The sequence below is a fragment of the Pseudoalteromonas rhizosphaerae genome, assembly GCF_902498845.1.
In the GTDB taxonomy this organism is placed as follows: Bacteria; Pseudomonadota; Gammaproteobacteria; order Enterobacterales; family Alteromonadaceae; genus Pseudoalteromonas; species Pseudoalteromonas rhizosphaerae.
Genome location: NZ_CABVLM010000005.1, coordinates 133,544 through 157,041, shown reverse-complemented (window position 1 = coordinate 157,041; position 23,498 = coordinate 133,544). Strand labels below are relative to the sequence as shown.

General features: G+C 40.8%; 21 protein-coding genes. 9 read left to right on the top strand and 12 right to left on the bottom strand.

Annotated features, from left to right (window positions below; all coding sequences use genetic code 11):
* Positions 1-59: 59 nt before the first annotated feature.
* A complete protein-coding gene (locus tag PSR9079_RS09515; protein ID WP_149981290.1) occupies positions 60-1,004 on the bottom strand; it encodes a D-2-hydroxyacid dehydrogenase in 945 nt (314 codons plus the stop codon).
* A gap of 102 nt (positions 1,005-1,106) precedes the next feature.
* On the opposite strand from PSR9079_RS09515, the gene zntR reads away from it, so the two are divergent.
* The 4 genes from zntR (at position 1,107) to PSR9079_RS09495 (ending at position 4,380) form a co-directional block, all read left to right on the top strand.
* Positions 1,107-1,520, top strand: coding sequence for a Zn(2+)-responsive transcriptional regulator (gene zntR / locus PSR9079_RS09510; RefSeq protein ID WP_149981289.1), 414 nt, complete (start codon positions 1,107-1,109; stop codon positions 1,518-1,520).
* Positions 1,504-2,742, top strand: a complete 1,239-nt coding sequence (locus tag PSR9079_RS09505; protein ID WP_149981288.1) for an SO_0444 family Cu/Zn efflux transporter — start codon at positions 1,504-1,506, stop codon at positions 2,740-2,742. Before zntR ends, PSR9079_RS09505 begins: the two co-directional genes overlap by 17 nt.
* A 158-nt stretch (positions 2,743-2,900) precedes the next feature.
* Entirely contained in the window at positions 2,901-4,034 is a 1,134-nt protein-coding gene (locus tag PSR9079_RS09500) for a 1-acyl-sn-glycerol-3-phosphate acyltransferase (RefSeq protein WP_149981287.1), read from the top strand.
* Between the two features lie 100 nt (positions 4,035-4,134).
* On the top strand, positions 4,135-4,380 hold the full coding sequence (locus tag PSR9079_RS09495; protein ID WP_149981286.1) for a DUF1289 domain-containing protein: 246 nt from the start codon (positions 4,135-4,137) through the stop codon (positions 4,378-4,380).
* On the opposite strand, the gene PSR9079_RS09490 is transcribed toward PSR9079_RS09495, so the two are convergent.
* Positions 4,377-4,994, bottom strand: a complete 618-nt coding sequence (locus PSR9079_RS09490; RefSeq protein WP_149981285.1) for a type 2 periplasmic-binding domain-containing protein — start codon at positions 4,992-4,994, stop codon at positions 4,377-4,379. The genes PSR9079_RS09495 and PSR9079_RS09490 overlap by 4 nt on opposite strands.
* A gap of 214 nt (positions 4,995-5,208) precedes the next feature.
* Between PSR9079_RS09490 and PSR9079_RS09485 the strand changes: the two genes are divergently transcribed.
* The 3 genes from PSR9079_RS09485 to PSR9079_RS09475 are packed head-to-tail and all read left to right on the top strand — an operon-like array spanning position 5,209 to position 10,363.
* On the top strand, positions 5,209-5,412 hold the full coding sequence (locus tag PSR9079_RS09485) for a DUF3283 family protein (RefSeq protein ID WP_064667173.1): 204 nt from the start codon (positions 5,209-5,211) through the stop codon (positions 5,410-5,412).
* Positions 5,412-5,816, top strand: a complete 405-nt coding sequence (locus tag PSR9079_RS09480; protein WP_149981284.1) for a GNAT family N-acetyltransferase — start codon at positions 5,412-5,414, stop codon at positions 5,814-5,816. Before PSR9079_RS09485 ends, PSR9079_RS09480 begins: the two co-directional genes overlap by 1 nt.
* A 38-nt stretch (positions 5,817-5,854) precedes the next feature.
* Positions 5,855-10,363: an EAL domain-containing protein gene (locus PSR9079_RS09475; RefSeq protein WP_149981283.1), complete on the top strand. Its 4,509-nt coding sequence runs from the start codon at positions 5,855-5,857 to the stop codon at positions 10,361-10,363.
* A 452-nt stretch (positions 10,364-10,815) separates the two neighbouring features.
* On the opposite strand, the gene PSR9079_RS09470 is transcribed toward PSR9079_RS09475, so the two are convergent.
* Both PSR9079_RS09470 and PSR9079_RS09465 read right to left on the bottom strand, forming a co-directional pair.
* On the bottom strand, positions 10,816-11,763 hold the full coding sequence (locus PSR9079_RS09470; RefSeq protein WP_149981282.1) for an ion transporter: 948 nt from the start codon (positions 11,761-11,763) through the stop codon (positions 10,816-10,818).
* 4 nt (positions 11,764-11,767) lie between these two features.
* Positions 11,768-14,443: a bifunctional acetate--CoA ligase family protein/GNAT family N-acetyltransferase gene (locus PSR9079_RS09465; RefSeq protein WP_149981281.1), complete on the bottom strand. Its 2,676-nt coding sequence runs from the start codon at positions 14,441-14,443 to the stop codon at positions 11,768-11,770.
* A gap of 166 nt (positions 14,444-14,609) precedes the next feature.
* On the opposite strand from PSR9079_RS09465, the gene PSR9079_RS09460 reads away from it, so the two are divergent.
* The gene (locus PSR9079_RS09460) at positions 14,610-15,326 is read left to right on the top strand and encodes an SIMPL domain-containing protein (protein ID WP_149981280.1); all 717 of its coding nucleotides are present in this window, start codon (positions 14,610-14,612) and stop codon (positions 15,324-15,326) included.
* Positions 15,327-15,328: 2 nt separating this feature from the next.
* On the opposite strand, the gene PSR9079_RS09455 is transcribed toward PSR9079_RS09460, so the two are convergent.
* The 8 genes from PSR9079_RS09455 to PSR9079_RS09420 form a co-directional block, all read right to left on the bottom strand.
* Positions 15,329-16,027, bottom strand: a complete 699-nt coding sequence (locus PSR9079_RS09455; RefSeq protein ID WP_149981279.1) for a hypothetical protein — start codon at positions 16,025-16,027, stop codon at positions 15,329-15,331.
* Positions 16,028-16,165: 138 nt separating this feature from the next.
* Positions 16,166-17,998 carry a DUF885 domain-containing protein gene (locus PSR9079_RS09450; RefSeq protein ID WP_149981278.1) on the bottom strand — a complete coding sequence of 611 codons (1,833 nt, stop codon included), beginning with the start codon at positions 17,996-17,998 and terminating at the stop codon, positions 16,166-16,168.
* 82 nt (positions 17,999-18,080) lie between these two features.
* Positions 18,081-19,217 carry a radical SAM family heme chaperone HemW gene (gene hemW, locus PSR9079_RS09445; RefSeq protein WP_149981277.1) on the bottom strand — a complete coding sequence of 379 codons (1,137 nt, stop codon included), beginning with the start codon at positions 19,215-19,217 and terminating at the stop codon, positions 18,081-18,083.
* On the bottom strand, positions 19,214-19,813 hold the full coding sequence (locus PSR9079_RS09440; RefSeq protein WP_149981276.1) for an XTP/dITP diphosphatase: 600 nt from the start codon (positions 19,811-19,813) through the stop codon (positions 19,214-19,216). The genes hemW and PSR9079_RS09440 overlap by 4 nt, the downstream gene beginning before the upstream one ends.
* A 3-nt stretch (positions 19,814-19,816) precedes the next feature.
* Complete coding sequence (locus tag PSR9079_RS09435; protein WP_149981275.1) at positions 19,817-20,260, bottom strand: DUF4426 domain-containing protein; 444 nt, start codon at positions 20,258-20,260, stop codon at positions 19,817-19,819.
* 50 nt (positions 20,261-20,310) lie between these two features.
* A complete protein-coding gene (locus PSR9079_RS09430) occupies positions 20,311-20,844 on the bottom strand; it encodes a YggT family protein (protein WP_149981274.1) in 534 nt (177 codons plus the stop codon).
* Between the two features lie 57 nt (positions 20,845-20,901).
* A complete protein-coding gene (gene proC, locus PSR9079_RS09425; RefSeq protein ID WP_149981273.1) occupies positions 20,902-21,723 on the bottom strand; it encodes a pyrroline-5-carboxylate reductase in 822 nt (273 codons plus the stop codon).
* A gap of 15 nt (positions 21,724-21,738) precedes the next feature.
* Positions 21,739-22,452, bottom strand: coding sequence for a YggS family pyridoxal phosphate-dependent enzyme (locus PSR9079_RS09420; protein WP_149981272.1), 714 nt, complete (start codon positions 22,450-22,452; stop codon positions 21,739-21,741).
* 2 nt (positions 22,453-22,454) lie between these two features.
* On the opposite strand from PSR9079_RS09420, the gene PSR9079_RS09415 reads away from it, so the two are divergent.
* A complete protein-coding gene (locus PSR9079_RS09415) occupies positions 22,455-23,495 on the top strand; it encodes a type IV pilus twitching motility protein PilT (protein ID WP_145234931.1) in 1,041 nt (346 codons plus the stop codon).
* Positions 23,496-23,498 lie beyond the last annotated feature (3 nt).

Sequence of the window (23,498 nt, the reverse complement as noted above, 5' to 3'; positions counted from 1 at the left end):
TAAGGCGGTAAATTACATTTAACCACCTTGTATAGCGTAACTAACTAAAAGTTAGTTGATTAGACCAGTCTATTTAAGCTTTCACCTTGGCTAAATGCGCTAATATTTAAGCTGACTTGCTTTACTAAGCGAATGATTGACTCTTCACTGGCCCATGCAATATGTGGAGTCAGAATTAAATTATCCCCACGATAAGCAGCCAATGGATTATCCAGCGCAGCTGGTTCTTTGCTTAATACGTCAAATCCCGCTCCTGCAATTTGATTATTGCTCAGTGCGTTGGCTAAATCAGCTTCATTAACGATACCACCGCGAGCGGTGTTAATTAAAATGGCATTGGGTTTCATCATAGCAAGTTCAGCAGTACCAATCAGATCACGACTTTCATCGGTTAAAGGGCAGTGAATGCTAATAATATCAGCTGTTGTTATTGCCTGGTAAAATTCTGTTCGGCCCTCTCTAGTTACTTGGTTTTTACGCTCACTGATAATTACATTGGCGCCAAAAGCACGTGCAACATCCGCAACGGCTTTACCAAGCGAACCATAACCGATAATTGCCAGAGTTTTACCTCCAATATCATTAAAACGGTAATCAAGGCGGCAGAACATCTCACTTTGTTGCCATAACCCTTGTTGGCAATCAGCAATGTAGCGGTGAGTATTACCCAGTAAATTTGTGATCAGTGCAAAGGTATGTTGTACAACCGAAGGTGTTGAATACCCGGCCACATTGGTAACTGCAATGCCAAACTCTTTAGCGGCGACTAAATCAACATTGTTAGTGCCAGTTGCGGCTACACATATGAGCTTTAATTCAGGAAGTTTTGCCAGTGTTTCGCGATTAAGTACCACTTTATTGGTGATCAATACATCAGCGCCTGCACTGTGCGCTAATACTTGTGCTGGACTGGTTAGTGAATAACTAGTGAAATTGCCAAGTGTTTGAAAAGGCTCAAGTGATGTGCCTGCTAATGTGGCAGTATCGAGAAGGGTAATATTCATGCGCTTTCCTTATTAAATAAAATAATTTTAATGCTTGACCTTGGTGTGTACTCTAAGGTTTATACTTGGCATCAGTTGATAATACACTCATTGGAGACACAGATGAAAATAGGTGAGTTTGCTAATCAGTTGGGTGTCTCTACAGATACCCTAAGATACTATGAAAAACATAATTTGTTAACGCCATCAAGTCGAACCGGGGCCGGTTATCGCGATTATGGTGAAGCTGCATTAAAGCAAATGAAGTTTATTTTGCGTGCTAAAAATGTTGGCTTTAGCTTGGCAGAGATCAAAGAACTATTACAAATTAAATTTAAAAAACATCAGCATTCTTGCCATGAAGTTAAAAACTTAACAATACAAAAGCGTGACTTAGTCGCAGAGCGCATTGCTGAATTAACACGTTTTCATCAATCATTATCCGTGTTAGCTGATAAGTGCTGTGGCGGACAAGAGCCCGCAGATAACTGTTCAATATTAACCACTTTGGAGGACATCGATGGACTTACTCAATAATTTTTGGCAGTTATTTTTATTATCTGCCCCTTGGTTAATGCTTGGTTTACTCATTGCCGGGTTATTAAATGTGTATTTACCGGCAAATTTTTTAAATAAACATTTAGGTAAAGAAGGTTTTTGGACCACAGTGAAAGCTGCTTTAATTGGTGCGCCAATGCCGTTGTGTTCGTGCGGTGTAATACCCGCTGCAATTGGTTTAAGACGTGCTGGCGCTTCAAAAAGTGCTACCACTGCGTTTTTAGTATCGACTCCTGAAACTGGGGTTGATTCGGTGTCGGTATCGTATGTGCTACTCGGTCCTTTTATGGCAATAATTCGTCCAATAGCGGCGATTTGTAGTGCTATTGTCGCAGGTGTCTTAGTGGGGAGTGATGCTGAAAAAACGCAAACTACAGATCACTCTAGTGAAGTTAATAATGAGCAAAAGCGAGCAGCTACAACAAGTTGTTGTTCAACAAAATCAGCAGTGGCTGAAGAGAAGGCAAGTTGTTGTTCAACGAAATTAGCAGCGGCTGAAGAGAAGGCAAGTTGTTGTTCAACGAAATCAGCAGTGGTCGAAGAGAAGGCAAGTTGTTGTTCAACGAAATCAGCAGTGGTCGAAGAGAAGACTAACTGTTGCGATACAACAAGTGCAGCACCAGCTAGTCAATGGCAAAAGATGAAACAGGCAGTGAGTTTTAGCTGTAACAAATTGCTATCAGACACTATGAAGTGGTTAATGATTGGTTTGTTCTTTGCAGCTTTAGTGCAAACTTATGTGCCAGAGTCATTTTTAAGCCAATGGGGCAGTGGTATTTTGGCTATGCTGGTGGTGATCGTGATTAGTATTCCCATGTATATCTGCGCGACCGCATCAACGCCGATTGCAGCTGGTTTGTTATTGAGCGGTGTATCGCCGGGGGCGGTGTTGGTGTTTATGCTTGCGGGTCCTGCCACGAATGTCGCAACGCTTGGCGTGGTTGCTAATGAGCTTGGTAAACGTGCAGTAGTTGCTTATTTAGTTGGTGTAATAGGGGTTGCTTTAATATTTGGCTTTTTAACTGATTATTTAGTGGCTGAATTTGGCTTTGTTGTTACACCATTATTAGGTGAAGAACATCAAGTGCTACCACATTGGCTAACCCTTCTCTGTGGTACTATTTTAGCGCTGTTAATGGTGCGTTTAGTTCTTAAAGGAGCGCTTAGTAAATACCGTAGTACTGGTAAGAGCATTGCATAATTGAATGTTATTAAATAGATTTTTAGCGGTTATAAAATATAAACAATGGACCAAATTAATGACTTAGTTCGCATTTTAGGTTGTCTGAGTTATAATCGCCTATAGAATATAAACGGTGCGCATGAGCGCACCGTTTTTTTAACTTTAAAGATGCAGTAATGAGTGAGCCAGTGGACAAGTACGCAGATATAAGACCTTACAATGATGATGAAGTAGCCGCTTCGGTTGCACGTTTGATTGATGATAATGCGTTTATTGATGTAGTTGCAAAATATAACTTACCGCGTTTTTTATCAGCTGTACCTTTGCTGTCTAGAGCATTGGTAAAGTATCAGTTACGTAAAAAGTGGGGCGCTATCAACAGTGTTGAGCAAGTTCAACAAATCGTTGCTAAGTATTTAGCACAGCTGGTAAAACGCACCACAACTGAGGTGACTTTTTCTGGTTTGGATCAACTTGATCCAAAGCAAGCGTATTTGTTTATCTCAAATCATCGCGATATCGTACTTGATCCTGCGTTAATTAATTGGGGCTTATTCAGCCATAAAATGAAGACAGTCCGTATCGCCATCGGTGATAACTTACTGCAAATCCCTTATATCACCGAACTGATGCGTTTAAATAAAAGCTTTATTGTTAAGCGCTCTGTTAAAGCGCCAAAAGAAATGCTTAGAGCACTATCGCAGCTTTCAGCTTATATTTACGATTCGCTTGCTGGTGGTGATTCAATTTGGATTGCACAAAAAGAAGGCCGCGCTAAAGATGGCTTTGATCAAACAGATCCTGCGCTACTTAAAATGTTGCAGCTTAATGGTCGTAAGCAAAAGAAAGAGTTTGCTGAATATGTACGCGAGCTAAAAATTGTACCAGTATCAATTTCATATCAATATGAACCTTGCGCAACAGCCAAAGCCAAAGAGCTTTATCATAAGCAACATCATGGTAAATACGTTAAGTCAGCGGGTGAAGATATTGCCAGTATTGTTGAAGGTTTTAGTACCGCCAAAGGGCATGTTCATTTAGCATTTGGGCAACCAATTGAAGAAGGGTGTGAATCACCAGAGCAGCTGGCAAAAACCATTGATCAGCAAATTATTGATTCGTTTTTTTTACATCCTGGGAACTACATTGCGGGTGGTTGTAAACAAGCGGTGATTGATAAAGCCGACGCTCAGGCATTTGAGATGCGTCTGGCGCGTGTGCCAGATGAGCTAAAACCACTGGTGTTAGCAATGTACGCTAAGCCATTTCATCGTAAAGTTGAGTTTAAAAGTAGCGAAAGCGGCCAGTAACCAATGTAAAACATCTTCAAAAAACCGTAATTAAGTTACGGTTTTTTTTCGTTTAAAAAACGGGCTATAATAAAGTTGTGTATATTGACTGATGTTTGCTATGCAACAAATTGAAATTTTTGAAATTCCAAGTCCTTGCAAAGACATTTGCGAGGTAAATAACCGAGGCTATTGTAAAGGCTGCTACCGAAGTCGGGAGGAGCGCTTTGGTTGGAATTCATTTTCAAACGTAGAAAAAAAGCAAGTCATCAGTTTGTGTCAACAACGTTATAAGCGTTACTTGCAAAAACGCCAAGCACTTGGCGCTAAGCCAGCAGTACCTGAGCAGGGGGATTTTGGTTTTTAATCAAGATGATGTTTAGCCCTGAGTAAACGAATTGTGCCATTTTCATTGAGTTTATGCAGTTGCTCTTCAAGCTTAGGTATTAACGCGCTATGGCGTGAATGCAAAAAGTGAAAGCTTTTTATCGGTGCCAGTACTTCAGTTTGAAATTGCTTAATATTAAACTGAGGGTGTTTAGTCGATAATAAAAAGTCGAGTAAAATTACACCTTGTACTTTACCTTGAGTGAGTAAATTAAGTTGAGCAGTGACGCTTTTCACCTTAATAATGTCACCAATAAAAGGGTGTTCGTTAAGGTAACTCTGCGCTGCAGGATAACCAACTTGAATGGCGATATTGTCTAGCTGCTCAAATGTACATTGCTGGCAGTTTTTTAATAGCACAAGGTTAAACTCAAATAGCGCAAAGTTAACCGGATGCAAGTTTTGATATTGTTGACTGATACTGGCCACTCGCCCTAATTGGCCATCAAGCGTGCCATTGTTCGCTGCAGATAAAGCGCTTTGGTGATTAAAGTCAATAATATGTACATCATAGCCAAGTTCTTTATATGCAAGGGTCATCAGCTCAATAACATAGCGAGCCTGTGGGGTATCGGCTGGGCGATTAAATAGCATATGTTGTGTGTTTGCTATAGTGCTCAGTGGCGTTAGTAAATAACAGAGCAATATGAGAGAAAAAAAGCACTTAATCACAGCGTTTCCATATTAGGACTAAAAACGCCACCAATCTACGTTTAAAAGCTAAAAAGCGCAAGTTTAGCCGTGACTCTTTTAGGCAAATGTTTGTTATACTCTGGGCATTAATATGATTAGTAATAACTGGTAATTTATGTCGTTTAACTTATGCTTACTACCTCGTGAACAAAAATATCAAATTCAATTGGATTACGAGGCATCGTTTTGGGCTTATCAAATAAAGCGTGGTAAGAGTACTCGTGAGCAAATATACAATACAATTCATAGTCGCCCAGTGGCAGAGCAGATGTTTTTGAAGCAGCAATTTGAACAATATTTAGCGACGATGCAAAGTTAATGACGGCATTGCGTTTTGAATGCCTAGAGCCAATTAAAACCCCCTTAGTGAATAAGTTTTACAGCCAATATAAAGCCCGAGGTCGGGCAACCAGACAAGATCAAGTGTGGGTTGTTTATCATGACTTAGTTATTGTCGCGGCATGCAGAATTCAAAATCGCAGTGATTATTTGTTTTTGTCTACCTTGCTGGTTGCACCTGCTTGGCGTGGTCAAGGACTTGCCAAACAGCTACTAATACATACCTTATCTAACCAAAACTCACTCGTTTATACATTTGCTTATACGCATTTAGCTGATTTTTATCAATCAATTGGGTTTAACTTTGTGTTAACATTGCCGTCACCTTTGGATACACTCTTTACTGTCTATCAGCAACGAAATATCGTAGCTATGCAGTGCTAGTTAAAATAATTAGTTAAAACAACTACGTGGAAATTTAAATGGGTCAATGGTTTAAGGCTAGTATATTCTTTTTGTTAGCCGCCTCAGTTGTTGCTAGCCAAGTTGCTATGGCGCAGGTAAAACGTTTATCGCCAAGTGAAGGTTTATCACAAAGCTATGTCAGTACCATGTTGATAGATAAAAGCGGCTATCTTTGGTTAGCGACGGAAGGGGGCTTAAATCGTTACGATGGCTATCAGGTTGTACATATTGCAGGGCCTAATGGTGAACTAGATGAAGCAATTATTGACCTTATATATCAAGACCCTGATGGTTATATTTGGATTGCTTCGTTAGTTGCAGGGCTATTTCGCTATGATCCAAGTACCGATAGTTACCAACAATTTTTATCAAAACCTACCACTGAAGAGCAAGTTTTAAGTCAGTCCGTATTTAGTATGGTTGCCACCGATAATAAGTCATTATGGATTGGTCGCGGTTGGGATTTTGCTCGCCTTGATTTAGCGACGGGCCAAATTGAGACTATTTTTGAATTACCAGAGCGCACTCGTAATACCGTGATCCGCGATTTATTACATTACAAAGGTTATATCTTTATTGCCGCCAGTACTGGCGCATATGTCTATCATATAGCAACTGGGCAATACCGAAAATTAGAGCATTTAAGCACTGAGCCAGACCATGTATATCAAAATTATATAAAGTCGTTTGCAATAGGCGAAAATGAGCAACTGTTAGTGGGGGCCGTACGTGGTTTATATCAAGTTGATATTAGTGATTTACCGAGTATGTTTGAGCGCCCAGATGTGCCTTTTAAAAATAAAACCATATTGAATGATCTTAATATTTGGAAAATAATAAATGACCATGGGGTGCTTGATTTAGGCACCGATAAAGGTTTATTTAGTCTCGATTTGAATACCGGTGAGCTGACTAAAAATAATAGAGTAAAAGAAAGTAAATACTCACTAGCAGATCCAAGTGTTATCGATATTGTCAAAGATAGTAACGGCGCTATGTGGACAGCGACTAAAAGTGATGGGGCATTTTATTTACCTTATGATAATTATCATTTTGAAAATGTTAATGCCAGTATGCTCTCTGGTGATGGTTTATCGCACCCTTCAATTTGGGGCATAACTGAGTATGAAGATAAACTCTGGCTAGCAACCCATAATGGCTTAACTGCGGTTGATTTAAAAACTAATCAAGGGCAAGTGTTTTTAAAAGATTATCAAGCTGATTTGTTTACCACTGAATTTAATATCTACGCTATTTCTCCCTATAAAGATAAATTGTGGCTGCGTACAAATCGCGGGATTTTTAGTTTTGATCCGCATAGCTATGAAATTTTTCCAGCGACAACAGCCGACCCAAGCCAGCAACACCTGATCACAGGGTGGGTACATGGCTCAGTATTGATGGCAAATGGTGAATTATTTTATGTTCATTCTGATCATGGCATGTTTGTTTATAATATCGACAGCCAAAAGATCACTCCTTTAGGTGGTGAATTTGAAAAGTTTGAACCGTTTTTAGCTTATGGTTTCTTACCGCCTTTATCTACCAAACCTGACTCCCCGTTATTTTATAATGCAGGGGTGCTTTATCAGGTTGATCCAAACTCATTTGCTTTAACAAAAATCTATACAGTGCCACAGCAACACGAAAATGTAGCCGTTAATGTAATGTCTTATATTGTTGATAATAATAATGTGCTGTGGATCACGTTATCGAATTTTGGCTTAATTGGTCTTGATGCATCGAATTACAAGCTGTTGTATACCATAGATTTAGATAAAAATAAGCTCGGCACCTTATTGTACGATATGGTGTTAGATGATGCTGGAATGATCTGGATGAGTAGTCATAAAGGAATATGGCGATTAAATCCAGAAAATAAACACTTTCAGCAATTTACAACTTCAGAAGGACTGGTCTCTACCGAGTTTAATAGTGGTGCATTTACGCGTTTAAAAACTGGCCAAATAGTCTATGGTACGTTAAAAGGGTTTAGTTATTTTTACCCAAATGATAATCACCCTAGGCATGGTTTAATTGATCACGTAAATATAACCAGCATTGATTTGATGTCTCGTGAATTATCTACGGATCTTAAGCAACCTATAAAAACAATCACCTTAGAGCACGACGATATAGGTCTTGAAGTGGCTTTTTCGGCAATGGCATTTAATTATCAGGAACGTATTATTTATGAGTATCAACTCTCTGATGGGCAAAAATCTTATACCCGTAATAATAACCGAGTGCTATTTCCAAAACTTAACCCCGGCAAATACCAACTAAAAATTTGGGCTAAAGATCCGCTTACTGGCGACTACACACAACCGGCAGTGCTGGATATTGTGGTTAAATACCCGCTATGGCGCGCACCTCAGTTTATAGTGCTTTACGCACTGGTATTTTTTGGATTAGTAGCAGCTTGGATAATGCGTCGTAATCGAATCCAGCAATTATTATTAGCAGCCCACAGAGAAAGCCAAGAAAGTGAAGCGCGCTTAAAGTTAGCATTAGAGGGCAGTCGTTCAGGGGTGTGGGATTGGCAATCTTCAAGTCCAATCATTTATCAACCACGACTTAAAAATGAGCTGGGTTATGATGTTGAATCGGTTAATTTGGATGATTATTTAGCAAAAATACATCCTAAAGATAAACAACATTTTCGTATCGAATGGTTAGAATTTTTATCCACCGAAAAAGGCTATTTTAACTGCACCTATCGTTTACGCCATAAATTAGGCTATTGGCGCTGGTATAAAGACTTTGGCAAAGTGGTTGCCTGGCAAGGAAGTACACCCGAGAAAGTGGCCGGCACTTATACTAATATGACTCGTGAATTAGTGTTTGAAGAACATGCCCGTTTATTTGGCGCAGCATTTGAGCAAACCCGCGATTGGGTCTTTATTCTAGATAAAAGTTTACGTATTTTAGCTACCAACAAAGCACTGCAGAGCGCATTTAACTTTCCTGTTGATTATCGTTCTAGCTGCTCATTACACTTAGGATTAAGTCGTGCTGTAAGAGTTAACTATTTACGTGTAATGAAGGAGTTGCAAGCTGGCGAACACTTTTCTGCAGAAGATACTGTTTGCTTGGCGAATGGCGAGCCGCGTCATGTGCTTATTAAAATTAGTGCGGTTGCTGATACGGAGCAACGCTTAGAAAGCTATGTGGTTATTCTGACTGATATTAATGCCCAAAAATTAGCTGAAAATGAATTATTCTTATTAGCAAATTACGACAGTTTAACGGGGTTACCAAATCGTACTTTATTTAATGATCGAGTTGAACATGCACTTGAACAGGCAAAAGGCCAAAACCTAAAAGTTGCGTTACTCAATATTAATATCAAACGCTTTAAGTATTTTAATGACTCACTAGGGCATGAAGCTGCCGATGAGATAATAAAGGCGGTGGCACTGCGGATCAAATCGCGTGTACAGGCGAAAGACAGTGTAGCCCGCTTTAGTGGTGATGAGTTTATGCTGTTAGTCGAGGGCATTCAACAAATCGAAGAGGTTGTTTTACTGTGCGTTAAGTTGATGGCTAGCTTGAATGACAACATCATTATTAACAATCAAGCGATTAGTGTCAGTTTAAGTATTGGCGTGGCGATTTCGCCTGATGATGCACTCAGTGCGAAAAGTTTAATTAAAGCGGCTGATATTGCACTGTATCATTCGAAAAAGAGCTTGGAAGGTTGTTATCAATTTTACAAACAAGAAATGAATCAGCATGTACAACGCTCACTGCATTTAGAATCACAATTAACTCAAGCCTATCAAAATCATGCGTTTTGTAATCATTACCAAGTGATTGTTAATGCTAAAACTCATCAGGCCGAAGGGCTGGAAGTATTGCTGCGCTGGCCAGAAAATAACAGCTATGAAACACAAGAGTTTGCGCTTGCTGCTGAGAGTATTGGTTTGATAACAAAAATTATGTTGCAAACCCTAGCTAGAGCATTGATTGAACTTAAGCAATGGCAGTTACAAAAGCCTGACTTGTATGTGTCTATTAACCTGTCTGCACTGGATTTTGAGTATAAAAATTTAGTTGATGAAATTCGCAGTGCGCTAATTAATGCCGATGTATCAGCCAGCTCTGTGGTGTTTGAAATTACAGAATCAGTGCTTATGCATGACTCCCCACAAGCGTTAACCAGCATGAGAAAGCTAAAACAATTAGGCTGTCGCTTATATATGGATGACTTTGGTACAGGCTATGCGTCACTCACCTATTTAAAGCGCTTTCCGATCGATGTACTGAAAATTGATCGTAGTTTTGTAACCGATATTGGTATAGATAGTGACGATGAAGCGATTATTCAGTCAACGCTTGCATTGGCGAAAAGCTTAGGTAAAGAATGCGTCGCAGAAGGCGTTGAAACTAAGCAACAGCTTACCTTTTTGCGCAACCTAGGCTGTAATTTATTTCAGGGCTATTTATTCAGTAAACCAATCCCAGGTGATGATGTAAGCGCATTATTAAATAAAGACTGGCAGTCGTTGTGGAACGATGACTAATGCTCGCTAGAGTTTTATTAAATGGTGAAATTATCAGAGCCGAATCTATAAATGGTTACTTTTTTTAAGTTTTTAAGCTTAACTTGTTTTAGCAAAACAATAATTATTACGAATAAAGGAAGTTATGAAGCCTGAGAAGCCTACTATTATGGATATGTCCGAATTTAAACCATCAGCGAGATGTCCTAATTGTAATTTGATTATGTACTTAGGAAACAGGTGCCCGCATTGTGATTATTTGCTCAGTCATACGGAGCAAAAAACTCAAAGAGAATTTTGGCTTAAAGTTCGAAATGCTGGTTATATAAAAGGTGTGGTCTTCTTTGCTTTCTTCTTTTTTATAGCTTGGGTTTTATTTGCTGAGTGAAATGTTTTTGAGACTCAACACTACAATTAAATCAATCGCTGTGTTGATGCCTTAAATACTTGAAACGTTGAACTAGAAGCTATATCTAGTCTTGGCGTTCACCGCAGTGACGGCAATATAGGTTTTTAGTGCGTGCACTAAGTTGAGACTTAATTGCTTTGTTTGCTTCTTGCTTACTTAAACCAAGCTTACAGCGCAAATTCTCTAGATGCTCCAGTTGCGCATCATCTAGTTTGCCATCATGCAGACATTCATGCACCGCATCACTAAACATGATCCTACGCTTACGTAGCTGTTCAGAGAAACTCGAAGCTAATAAGCCGGTGGGTATTGCTACCATTCCCATACTCAGTAACGTGATCACGCCGCCAAAAAAACGCCCTAGCGGTGTTACTGGCACAACGTCACCATAACCTACAGTGGTCAGCGTTGCCATTGCCCACCACATTGCCGCAGGAATGGAGCCAAATTTATCCGGTTGTATATCGTGTTCAATTAAGTAAATTCCGCAGGAAGCTAAAATTAGCACCACTGCCATTATAAAGAATGCGGCCAAAAGCGAACTGCTTTCATCACGAAATGATTGTAAAAGTAGCTGCATTGCTCGTGAGTAACGAGTGAGCTTAAAAACACGTAGGAGTCTGAGCACTCTTAAAAAACGTAAATCAAAGGTGATAAACATCATTAAGATTGTGGGCAGGATTGCCACTAGATCAATTAAGGCTAAAGGGGAGAGTAAATATTTTAAACGACGTTGAAAATTACCACAGTTTAGATTTTTGTACTCGGCACGTTCTACGCATGACCAAAGGCGAAGCAAATACTCGATAGCAAATATAATTACTGAGCCTAACTCTAACATTAAAAATTCATGCTTATATTGATGAGCTAAACTCGCAATTGATTCAAGCACAATCGCAACGACATTAATCATTATCAGCGATATTAGAAATATATCGATGTAATGACCAGTCTTACGGTACTCCCCATTACCTTCAAAAAATAGCGCTGTGCGTTTACGTAAATTATTCAAGCTATTATCCGTGTGTGTTATTGGGAGTTAAAGCAAGTACCATATTAATGCTGCCTTCTTCAAAGTCGCGGCTGATCTTAAAGCCTAGTTTTCGGGCTAATTCAATCATGCCGGTATTTTCCGGCAGGGTGATACCCTCAATAAATTGTACGCCTTGGCTTTGACAATACTCAATAGCGGCGCGCATTAATAAGCCACCTAAGCCAAGGCCTTGGCAGTTTGAGCGTACTACTATAGCAAATTCGGCATGCACTTTATCAGGGTCCATTAACACCCGAGAGACGCCAAGCGTGGCGTTGTCTTGAGTGATAATAAACGCCATTTCACGATCGTAGTCAATTTGTGTCATTTTAGCGAGTTGATCGTGGTTAAACTGCGGCAGCTCGCCAAAAAAGCGTTTGTAGCGATCTTCTTTGCTGAGAGATAGATCAAACTCTTGGTGCGCTTGTTCATCTTCTGGTTTTATTGGTCTGAGTGTCGCAAGGGTATTATTTTTCAGCGTCACTTGTTTAACCAGCTCAATTGGGTAAGGGCGAATAGATAAGCGTTTACGATGTGATTGTACTTGGTAGTGACTCAGGGTCATGGTGGCATCAAGCACCAAAAACTGGCCATTACTGGCTAAAATAGGATTTAACTCAAGCGAAGTTATATCGGGTTGATCAATAACTAACTGAGAAATACGGGTCAGTAGTGCACAGAGGCGATACTTATCAACTTTCTCTGGCAAAATACGCTCTTTAAGCACGCCTTTGTCATGCGCCGCAGCAATTAAATACTTTGCTAAGTTCATATTCAAAGGTGGTAAAGCAACCGCTGCTTGAGCAAACTCTAGACCCGTGCCGGCTTCTCCTAGAAGTATTACAGGACCAAAATTCGGTTCTGTTTTTATCGCAATACGTAGTTCATTGGCGCCAGCTCTGGGAGCCATTTTTTGCAGTGAAAAGCCTTCAATAATCGCATCAGGGTAGGTGTTTTTTATTCTTAATAACATTGCAAAAGCGGTTTGCTCAACTTCTTGTGCGTCATTGAGATTAAGTACTACACCACCGACTTCTGATTTAGATGGAATGCTAGGGCTGATCAGTTTCAGTGCTACCGGGAAGCCTAGCTCTATGGCTTGTTCTTTTGCTTCTGTTGGTGTGTATGCGACCTCGGTTTGAATACATTCAACGCCATAGTGAGCGAGTATTTGGCTGGCTTGATGGGTGGATAGATAGCTTTGCTGCTCTGCTAAAAATTCATTCACGAGCGCTTTTGCTGCGTGTTTATTGATTTTAGCGTCATCTGTGTTTGACTCTGGAGTTTGCGTTAAATGTTTTTGATTACGGCGATAACTTACTAAGTGCATAAAGGCGCGTACTGCGCCCTCAGGGGTGCGATAAGTAGGAATGCCGTAGTTGCTACATACGCGACGGGCGGCATAGGCGGCATCTTCGCCCATAAAATTTGTGATCACATAAGGACGCGCCATTTTCGGTAATTTATTCAACGTTTCAGCGATAATTAATGCATAGTCTTCACTTGGCGCAAGGGCTGATGGCGTATGAATGATCAGTAGATTTTTTACTTCCTTAGCATGCAATAAAATTTCCAGTGCTTGTTGGTAGCGTGCCGGAACTGAGTCACCAAAAATGTCCACCGGATTAGAGGTCATATCCGATTGTGGGATCACTTTATTGAGCGCCGCACGGGTTTCTTCACTCAATTGTGCCAGCTTACCAGAACTTTGTAATAAGCTATCAACGGCCATTACGCCGGGGCCGCCGCCATTAGTTAAAATGGTGAGTTGTTCCACCTTTAATAATTTAGGATGCATAGCCAGTGTTTGTGTAGCAGCAAACAGTTCAGTTAAATCATTTACTCGTAACATACCTGCGCGTTGGAAGAGGGCGTCATACACTGCATCTGAACTTTGCTTGCCGCCAGTGTGAATTTCGGCAGCAAGCGCTCCAGCCGCTGTTTTACCGGTTTTAATGGCGATCACTGGTTTACTAAACGCAGCGGCACGAGCAGCTGAAATAAAGCTGCGGATATTCTCAATGTTATCGATGTACAGCAAAATAGCCTTCGTTTTTGCATCGCGACCTAAAAAGTCGAGTAGTTCAGCAAAGTCGATATCTAAACAATCTCCCACAGAGACAAAGTATGAAAAGCCAATTTCTTTATGTTTTGCCCAATCTAAAATAGTGGAGCACACAGCTGCGGACTGTGAAATAAACGCTAATTTACCAGGGCTTGCGATAGTGTGAGAAAAGCTCGCATTGAGGCCAATATGAGGGATCAACAAACCCAAACAATTAGGGCCAAGTAACGATACTTTGGCTTGTTTAGCGGCTTCTTGCAGTGCTGTTTTTTGCTGATGATTGAGTCCGGCTGCGATCACAATCGCATTTTTACAGCCAAACTCTCCCAGCTCTGCAATGATATTAAGTAGAGTGTGTTTGTTCGTACAAATAACTGCAAGGTCCGGTATTTTCGGTAGCGCCGCAATAGACGGATAGGCCAACACGCCATGTACGGCGCTATTAGTCGGGCTTACTGGCATGATAGGGCCGTTAAATCCGCCTTGTAATAAGTTGCGCATTACTACAAATCCTGCTCGGGAAACGTTATTCGATGCACCAATCACGGCAACCGAAGTCGGGTTGAAAAACTGACTAATGCGTTTTACACTCATGGTCTTTCCTTGCGGGTTATTTGTTTTCTAGCGAGGTGATATAATCTTTTTGCTAACGACGCTCGCATCTTGAGGTGGTTTGAGTATATGCTCAATGTAACCTGTTTAGGTTGATTTTTCGAGCATCATAACCACATATAATTGATTATTATCAAAGGATCATTAAATGAATAAACCAAATGGATATTACCAGTTGCTTGGCGCAGCTGTATTGAGTGTCGCTATACTTGGCTGCGGATGGATTTTAAAATCAGCAGCGCTTGATGTAAAAAATATGGAACGCACGGTTGAGGTTAAAGGATTAGCAGAGCGTGAAGTAACTGCTGATACAGTGATCTGGCCGGTACAATTTAGTGATGCTGACAATGACCTCGAAAAGTTAGTTGAACGGGTTGAGCAGAAAAATGCCGCAGTGATCGCTTTTTTAAAACTGCATGGCTTTGATGAACAAGAGATCAGTCAAGGTAGGCAATCAATTGTTGATAAACAAGCGCGCGAATATGGCTCTGAAAATCAACAGTTTCGCTATATTGCCCGCGCAAATATTACCGTGTATTCGCAGCAGCCTGATAAAGTGCAAAATGCTTTAACTAAGGTGGGCCAGCTAGCCAAACAAGGTATTGCGATTGTGCAAGATAACTATGAAACCCGCATTGAATATTTGTTCTCTGGGCTAAACGATATAAAACCAGCAATGGTGCAAGAAGCCACCGAAAAAGCTCGCGAAGTGGCATTAAAATTTGCCAAGGACTCACAGTCAAAACTAGGTAAAATCCGCACCGCAAGACAAGGGCAGTTTAGTATAATCGACCGCGATTCAAACACTCCGCAGATCAAAAAAGTGCGAGTTGTAACCAGCGTTGAATATTATTTATCTGATTAATATTATTTATGTTGTACAAGGTAGCGCTCAACTTGTTCTGTTTTACAGCGTAAGTAAGCGCCACTGAGCAGTATTTTATAGTCACTGAGTGGCTTGTCTGGGCTTGTTTGAGATAACGTGAGTAAGGCTTTTAAGAATGCGGCAGTGTTTATATTGCCCTGATTTTGTTTAAACTCAACTTCCATTAATGCCAGCAAGGCCGAAAATTCATGCTTTGGTAAGCTGTGTTGAGCTGGGTTGTTTGCAATGTAACTAGCAACTGGGGTCAGCCCGATATCATTAACTTGCGCTAATGCTTGCAACAAGTTTTCGTTACTTTCAAATAGCATCAGTGAACGTACATAATTAAACGGTAATTTAGCCTCACTACACTCGCTAAATAAGCGGTGCAATACATTTTGCTGCTGTTGGTTTTGTTGTGTAAAACCATGATTGAACTTTAGACCAGGGGTAAAAAAACTTAATTGGTCGGTATTATTTAGCTGACTGATGATGGCTGTTGGTAGCGAGTGTTGAGTTAATATGCGTGTGGCGATATTTTGCAGATAAGTATATTTTACACTCATGCGTTGCGCACTGCTATATAAGTGCTGTAACTGCATGGCTTGTTGTATTGTAGATAAACTGGCAAAGCTATCAACAATGGCTTGCAACTGATGCTGCTGCATCTGTTGATTTAGTTGACTGATACATGTATCCATTGTTAATCCTATACGTTACGTGTATATCAATTGCTTTATCCTAGCGTAAAGCACTTGTTGGTCAAGTGTTTATCTATCTTTCAGGCAATAAAAAAGGCCGTAGATACGGCCTTTGTATATGTTATAAAGTAAGGATGCTTAAGCTGCTAGTTTGCTTGCAACCCACTCATCAACAAAGTTTTCAAGTACGTTTAGTGGCACTGCGCCATTTTTAAGTACTACATCGTGGAATTGGCGAATATCAAACTTATCGCCTAGTTTAACCTTGGCAGCTTCACGAAGTTCTAAAATCTTCAGCATACCTACTTTGTAAGCAGTTGCTTGCGAAGGCATTACAATGTGACGTTCAACCATTTTAACGCCGTCAGACGTCGCGTTTGGCGTGTTATTTACGTAGTAATCAATACCCTGTTGGCGAGTCCACTTCATTTCGTGGATACCAGTATCAACCACTAAGCGACATGCACGCCATAGTTCCATCGATAGACGGCCAAAGTCAGAATAAGGGTCTGCATACATGCCCATTTCTTTTGGTAATAACTCTGAGTACAAGCCCCAACCTTCGATATAGGCTGTGTAGCCACCGAATTTACGGAACTTAGGCACGCCTTCAAGCTCTTGCGAAATTGCAATTTGCATGTGGTGACCTGGAATACCCTCGTGATAAGCCAGCGCTTCCATTTGATACGTTGGCATTGCTTCCATGTCGTAAAGGTTAGCGTAGTAAACACCCGGGCGTGAACCATCTGGTGCAGGCTGTTGGTAGAATGCTTTACCAGCCGCTTTTTCACGGAATGCTTCAACACGCTTAACAATCATGTCGGCTTTAGGCTTAACAATGAATAGCTCATCCAAGCGTGATTTCATGGTGTTAATAAGTGCCGTGGCTTCGTCAAGGTATTGCTGCTTACCTGCTTCAGTATTAGGTAAGTAAAATTGCTTATCGGTTTTCATAAACTGCATAAAGGCTTTTAAATCGCCTTTAAAGCCAACTTTTTCTTTGATTTGGCGCATTTCGTCATGAATACGAGATACTTCAGCTAAACCGATGGTGTGGATTTCTTTAGCCGTTAAATCAGTAGTAGTCGTGCGCGCTAATGCGTTGTTGTAAAACGCTTCGCCATCAGGAAATTTCCAAGCACCATCACGATCATCAGCACGTTTTTCAAGCTGTGCTAAATAATTAATCAACTTAGAGTAAGAAGGTTTTACAGCCGCTTTAAGGGCTTTCTCAGCATCGCTGATCAATGCGTCTTTATCAGCTTGAGCAATTTCAAGCTTAGCAACTTTACGTTTAAAGTCGGCAAGTAAGGTGGAATCATCACCTTGTTCAAATGGCGCACCGTGAATGATATTTTTGCTTGAATCAATCACATGTGGGAATACAAATTTAGGAGCGATAATGCCTTTATCAGCACGTACTTCTAAATCGGTGATCAGTTGATCAATAACCGTGGTTACGCCATTTAAACGCGAGATATAGGCTTTGGCATCGGTAACATCAGAAATCTGGTGTTGGTTGATTAAAAAGGCCGGGATCATCGAGTGAGTACCAAACATTTGGTTCACTGGGTAGTTATGATAGCGCCATTTAAAATCAGCAATGCTGTTTTCAAGGTCTTGCTTTTTAAGGTCATAACTAACTTTTGTGGTGTCATCTAGGAGTTCGCGGTTAATAGCGTTTAATGCCACTAAATCATCTTTTGTTTGTTGATGATCTTTCAGTACGCGCGCTTCGCTACCGTCATCCCATTTGTCGTAGTCTTGTTTGATACCCATGTATGTTTGATAAACAGGGCTGCTCATTACATCACGGTTAAAGGTATCTTCGAAAAATGCATTGGCTTTGTCTATTTCACTTTGTACAGGTTGTGTTTGTACAGTTGGCGTGGTTTTTTGCTCTGGTGTTTGCTGGCAACCACTTAGCAGTGCAATACTCACGGCTGCGGCGATAAAAGTAAGTTTACGCATGTTTTCCCTTTTTGTTGTTAGAAACCTGTTGAAGGTTATTAATTATTATTAAAATGAGTAATTACCAGTGCTTGACTGACAATTACACAAATAACTCTAGTAGATCATTTAAAAAACGATGACCTTTTTGACTTACCTGCCAATGACTATCCGTTTGCTCAAGCAAGCCCTTAACGACTGCTTGCTGTAGCGCATCAGCCTGACTTTGCAGTGGTAATTGTGTTAATGCTGTAAAATCATTAATTGGGCAGGGTTCAAATAACCGTAAGCGATTCATAAAAAATTCAAACGGTAAGTCATGTTGCTCAACTTGCCACTGTTTAAATAAATAGGGCTTTGCTAAATCCATGTATCCACGAGGATGTTTTACTTTTTCAGTACGCGTGATGATACCTGTTTTAGCGTCAGTTACCTTACCATGGGAACCGCATCCAATGCCTAAATAGTCGCCGAAGCGCCAATAATTTAGGTTGTGTTGACATTGGTAGCCAGGTTTTGCATAGCCAGATATTTCATATTGCTGGTAGCCAGCTTCTGCAAGTAGGGCTTGGCCTTGCTCTTGAATATCCCACAAAATATCATCAGCTGGTAATATTGGTGGCTTAGAGGCAAACTGTGTATTAGCCTCAATAGTGAGTTGATACCAAGAGATATGTGGTGGATTTAAGGCAATCACTTTTTTTAAATCATCAAGTGCATCATCTAATGATTGCCCAGGTAAGCCATGCATTAAATCCAAATTAAAGCTGTTTAAGCCTGCTTCATGGGCTTGCTCTGCAGCATAAATGGCTTCATCGGCACCATGAATACGGCCAAGTGCTTTAAGCTTGTCATTTTGCATGCTTTGCACGCCAATCGAAATACGATTAATGCCAGCAGCTACGTATTCTTTAAAGCGGCCAGTTTCAACCGTGCCCGGGTTGGCTTCTAAGGTGATTTCGCAGTTTTCACTCAGGCCAATTAATGAATCCACCGCCGTTAATAAATTAACGTAGGCCTCACCGGTTAATAAGCTAGGCGTGCCACCACCGATAAAGATTGAATGAATTTTACGTCCTTGCACTAAGTGCAGATCGGTTTTTAAATCATCAATTAAATGCTGCACATATTCCTTTTCAGGGATCTCACCTTTTTGACCGTGACTATTAAAATCACAATACGGGCACTTTTGCACACACCAAGGGACGTGCACATATAAACTTAATGGTGGTAAATTCACAGGCCGCCTTTGAGCTTAAGCTCAGACAATAAACGTTGTAATGCCTGACCACGATGGCTTACTGCATTTTTTTGCTGTTTAGTCAGTTGCGCACTGGTGCATTCAAGTTCTGGCACATAAAAAATAGGGTCGTAACCAAAACCACCTTGGCCATCTTGGCTTTGCGTAATTTGTCCTTCCCAGCTAGCACTGCAAATCAGTGGAGTAGGGTCATCAGCATGACGCATTAATACCAGCACACACCAAAAGCGCGCACTGCGGTTAGGGTTGTTAGCAAGTTCGCTTAATAATTTATCAATATTATCTTGATCGCTAGCGCCTTCTCCGGCATAGCGAGCTGAGTAAACGCCAGGGGCGCCGTTAAGGCCATCAACCTCTAACCCTGAGTCGTCAGCAATAGCTGGTAGCCCCGTTATTTTTGCAGCATGGCGAGCTTTGATAATAGCGTTTTCAACAAAGGTGGTGCCTGTTTCTGCTACTTCTGGCACGTTAAAATCGCTTTGTGGCACAACGTTTATTTCAAGCGGGTTTAGCATTTGCGCCAATTCGTTGACCTTACCCGGATTGCCAGTGGCTAACACTAAAGTTTTTTTCATGAATTAATCTACGTAAAATTTTTGCTGGAACTGCAGCTTTTGAAATTGATTACCTTGTTGTATTTCAATTTCAAAGCGCAGAATTTCTTCGTTAGTAAAATCAACTTGCGCGAGGTAATAAATTGCATCGCCTTCGATGACTTCTTTGAATTCCAAGGTTTGCTTATTACCAAGTAGGTTTTTAGCAGTGCCTTTAAGAATGGCAGTTTGCGCTGTGGCATCAGTATCTTTTTTAAGGATTGAAATATTTACAATGCCCTTATAACCACTACGTTCTAGGCCATAGGTTTTAGCTATTTGTGGTTGAATAAAGGTTGACGGAAATGCAATGTAATGTACTTGCCATGGGCCGAGTTCTTTGTATTGTGCGCCTTGCATTTGTTCACTGTGAGCACTAAAGGTAATGCCTGCCAGTGCAAAAAATAAAATACTTGCGAGCTTTTTCATAAATGACTCTTAAAAAAGAGGCCTAGTAGGCCTCTGTGTTAATGATAAGGTTAGCCGACTAAATCCATAAACAAAAACTGGGCAAATTGCAGTGCGATAATTAACACTAAAATTGATAGATCTAAGCCGCCCAGTGGCGGTAACACTTTACGAATAGGTCTTAACATTGGTTCAGTTAGCTGCTGAAATACCGCTTCTACTGGATTGTTGCCTTGGCTAACCCAGCTTAATAACGCGCGAATAACTAACACCCAAAACAACAAGTTTAAGCCTTCTTTAATCACCGTTACTAGCGCATTTAAAAGTACAAATCCAACTTCCCATGTCGCGCCTACTAAAAATATCAGCGCAGTAATTTTTGCAGCAGCGACAATGAACGCCAGTAATAACGAAGCTAAGTCTAGGCCACCTAACCCTGGAATAATTTTACGCAGTGGATTAACAGCAAATGAAGTAGCTTTGACCACAAACTGACTCAACGGATTGTAAAAATCAGCCTTGGCGGCTTGTAGCCAAAAGCGCATTAATACGACCATTAAAAATAGATCGAATAGTGTGCTTATTAAAAATTGCATGGCGTTCATAACGTACCTTAATTAAAAACCTTAAACATAAATAGGTCTAAAAGCAGCAAAGTGCTTTTAAAGTTCTTGTTCCATTTGTTCCGCGCGAGCAATACAGGCATCCATTGCATCGGCGACAGTGTTAGTCAGACCGTGTGCTTTTAAATGTTCAACAGCTGCATGCGTGGTGCCACCTTTTGATGTCACATTAGCACGCAATTGTGAAATACTAATCTCAGGCTGAGATAGTGCCATTTCAGCTGCACCTAATGCTGTTTGCTGTACTAAGCGACGTGCGTCTTCATCGCTAAAGCCAAGTGCTTTGGCTTTTTCTTCTATGGCTTCCATAAATAAGAAAAAGTAAGCCGGTGATGACCCCGTAACAGCAATAACATCGTTAATTTGTGACTCTTGCTCAACCCATACCGCAATACCTGTACATTCAAATACTTGTTGCACAAAAGTGTGTTCTTGCTCGGTTTCGCCGGCACCAAATAAACCTGATACACCGCGCCCTAATAAAGACGGGGTATTTGGCATACAACGTACCATCTTAACGTCTTGTCCGAGCATTTCACGTAACCGCTTAACCGTTAAGCCTGCGGCGACAGAAATAAATAGCTTATCGCTAAAGTCGATACCCGAATCTTGAAATGATTGACATAAATCACCCATCATTTGCGGCTTTACAGACAACACAATAACATCGGCATCGCGCAGTGCTTGGTTATTATCTGCGGTGGTTTTAACCCCGAAATCCGCTGCTACCTTAGCGAGTTTTTCTTGGTTACGATTTGTTGCAATAATACTCGATGCAGCAAATCCTTTTTTTACCATGCCGCCAATAATGGCGTAGCTCATATTACCTGTGCCTATGAATGCAATTGTTTTATCTGACATATCTTAGTTATCACCTTAGCTTCGTTGGCCAAAAATATCCGTGCCGATGCGTACCATGGTTGAGCCTGCTGCAATCGCAGCTTCGACATCACCACTCATCCCCATCGACAGGGTGTCTATTTGAGGATATTGGGCTTTAAGTCTATCAAAGCAAGCACGTAATTGCTCAAAATATTGTATTTGTTGCTGTGGATCGTCAGTTTTTGCTGGGATTGCCATGACACCACGCAATTCTAAATGCGGGCAATGGTGAATAAATTCAGCGAGGCTTGCAAGTTTATCGGGGTGGCAGCCTGATTTTGAGTCCTCTAAGCTGATATTTACTTGGATCAGTACTTTTATAGGGGCTTTATCTGCGGGCCTTTGATCGTTTAAACGTTGCGCTATTTTTTCACGTTCAATACTTTGCACCCAATCAAAGTGGCTGGCAACAAGGGCGGTTTTATTTGATTGAATAGGGCCAATGAAATGCCAAACAATATCGCTATAATTTACTAATTGGGTTATTTTATCAACAGCTTCTTGAACGTATGATTCACCAAATTCTCGGTGACCTTGTTGATAAGCCGCTAGAATGAAATCAGCAGGTTTGGTTTTTGATACTGCCAACAAGCAGACATCGTGCTCATTACGATGATATTTTTTTGCCGCTAAGGCAATTCTAGCATAGGCGGACTTAAGTCGTTCTGCTATTGTAACCATATAATTATCAGTTAGTTGTGGAGTCATAAATGGATATTACCGAATTGTTGGCCTTTAGTGTGCAGCACAAAGCATCAGATTTACACTTATCATCAGGGGTTGCGCCAATGATCCGTGTTGATGGTGATGTGCGACGTATTAATATACCAGCGCTGGAAAACAAAGATGTTAACAGCCTAGTTTACGATATTATGAACGATAATCAACGCAAGGACTATGAACAAAACCTTGAAGTGGATTTTTCGTTTGAAGTGCCAAACTTAGCACGTTTTCGTGTTAATGCCTTCAACTCAAATCGAGGCCCCGCAGCTGTATTTCGTACCATTCCCAGTGAAGTGCTGACGCTTGATGATTTAGGTGCGCCAGATATATTTAAAACAATTTCAGATACGCCGCGTGGTTTAGTGTTGGTAACAGGACCTACAGGCTCTGGTAAATCGACCACATTGGCTGCGATGGTGGATCATATAAATCAACACAAGCATCATCATATTTTAACCATCGAAGATCCCATCGAGTTTGTGCACGACAATAAACTGTCGTTGATTAATCAACGTGAAGTGCATCGCGATACGCATAGTTTTTCTAATGCATTGCGCAGTGCTTTACGTGAAGATCCAGACGTAATTTTGGTTGGTGAGCTACGTGATTTAGAAACTATTCGCCTTGCCATGACTGCTGCTGAAACCGGCCATTTAGTATTTGGTACATTGCATACTACGTCAGCCCCGAAAACCATTGACCGTATTATCGATGTGTTTCCTGGTGAAGAAAAAAGTATGATCCGCTCAATGCTTTCAGAGTCATTACGCGCAGTTATTTCACAAACCCTGTTGAAAAAAATTGGTGGCGGGCGAGTCGCAGCACATGAAATCATGATTGCAGTGCCTGCGATCCGTAACCTTATCCGCGAAGATAAAATTGCGCAAATGTATTCGTCGATTCAAACTGGCGCATCGCATGGTATGCAAACCATGGATCAGTGTTTAATCAATTTAGTGAATCACGGTGTTGTTACCAATGCTGAAGCGCGTGCTAAAGCACAAGATAAAAATAATTTCGGCGGCTAGGCC

Coding starts and splice junctions, on each gene's coding strand:
- PSR9079_RS09515 (WP_149981290.1), bottom strand. CDS start 1,004: ATGAATATTACCCTTCTCGATACTGCCACATTAGCAGGCACATCACTT.
- zntR (WP_149981289.1), top strand. CDS start 1,107: ATGAAAATAGGTGAGTTTGCTAATCAGTTGGGTGTCTCTACAGATACC.
- PSR9079_RS09505 (WP_149981288.1), top strand. CDS start 1,504: ATGGACTTACTCAATAATTTTTGGCAGTTATTTTTATTATCTGCCCCT.
- PSR9079_RS09500 (WP_149981287.1), top strand. CDS start 2,901: ATGAGTGAGCCAGTGGACAAGTACGCAGATATAAGACCTTACAATGAT.
- PSR9079_RS09495 (WP_149981286.1), top strand. CDS start 4,135: ATGCAACAAATTGAAATTTTTGAAATTCCAAGTCCTTGCAAAGACATT.
- PSR9079_RS09490 (WP_149981285.1), bottom strand. CDS start 4,994: ATGCTATTTAATCGCCCAGCCGATACCCCACAGGCTCGCTATGTTATT.
- PSR9079_RS09485 (WP_064667173.1), top strand. CDS start 5,209: ATGTCGTTTAACTTATGCTTACTACCTCGTGAACAAAAATATCAAATT.
- PSR9079_RS09480 (WP_149981284.1), top strand. CDS start 5,412: ATGACGGCATTGCGTTTTGAATGCCTAGAGCCAATTAAAACCCCCTTA.
- PSR9079_RS09475 (WP_149981283.1), top strand. CDS start 5,855: ATGGGTCAATGGTTTAAGGCTAGTATATTCTTTTTGTTAGCCGCCTCA.
- PSR9079_RS09465 (WP_149981281.1), bottom strand. CDS start 14,443: ATGAGTGTAAAACGCATTAGTCAGTTTTTCAACCCGACTTCGGTTGCC.
- PSR9079_RS09460 (WP_149981280.1), top strand. CDS start 14,610: ATGAATAAACCAAATGGATATTACCAGTTGCTTGGCGCAGCTGTATTG.
- PSR9079_RS09455 (WP_149981279.1), bottom strand. CDS start 16,027: ATGGATACATGTATCAGTCAACTAAATCAACAGATGCAGCAGCATCAG.
- PSR9079_RS09450 (WP_149981278.1), bottom strand. CDS start 17,998: ATGCGTAAACTTACTTTTATCGCCGCAGCCGTGAGTATTGCACTGCTA.
- PSR9079_RS09440 (WP_149981276.1), bottom strand. CDS start 19,813: ATGAAAAAAACTTTAGTGTTAGCCACTGGCAATCCGGGTAAGGTCAAC.
- PSR9079_RS09435 (WP_149981275.1), bottom strand. CDS start 20,260: ATGAAAAAGCTCGCAAGTATTTTATTTTTTGCACTGGCAGGCATTACC.
- PSR9079_RS09430 (WP_149981274.1), bottom strand. CDS start 20,844: ATGAACGCCATGCAATTTTTAATAAGCACACTATTCGATCTATTTTTA.
- proC (WP_149981273.1), bottom strand. CDS start 21,723: ATGTCAGATAAAACAATTGCATTCATAGGCACAGGTAATATGAGCTAC.
- PSR9079_RS09420 (WP_149981272.1), bottom strand. CDS start 22,452: ATGACTCCACAACTAACTGATAATTATATGGTTACAATAGCAGAACGA.
- PSR9079_RS09415 (WP_145234931.1), top strand. CDS start 22,455: ATGGATATTACCGAATTGTTGGCCTTTAGTGTGCAGCACAAAGCATCA.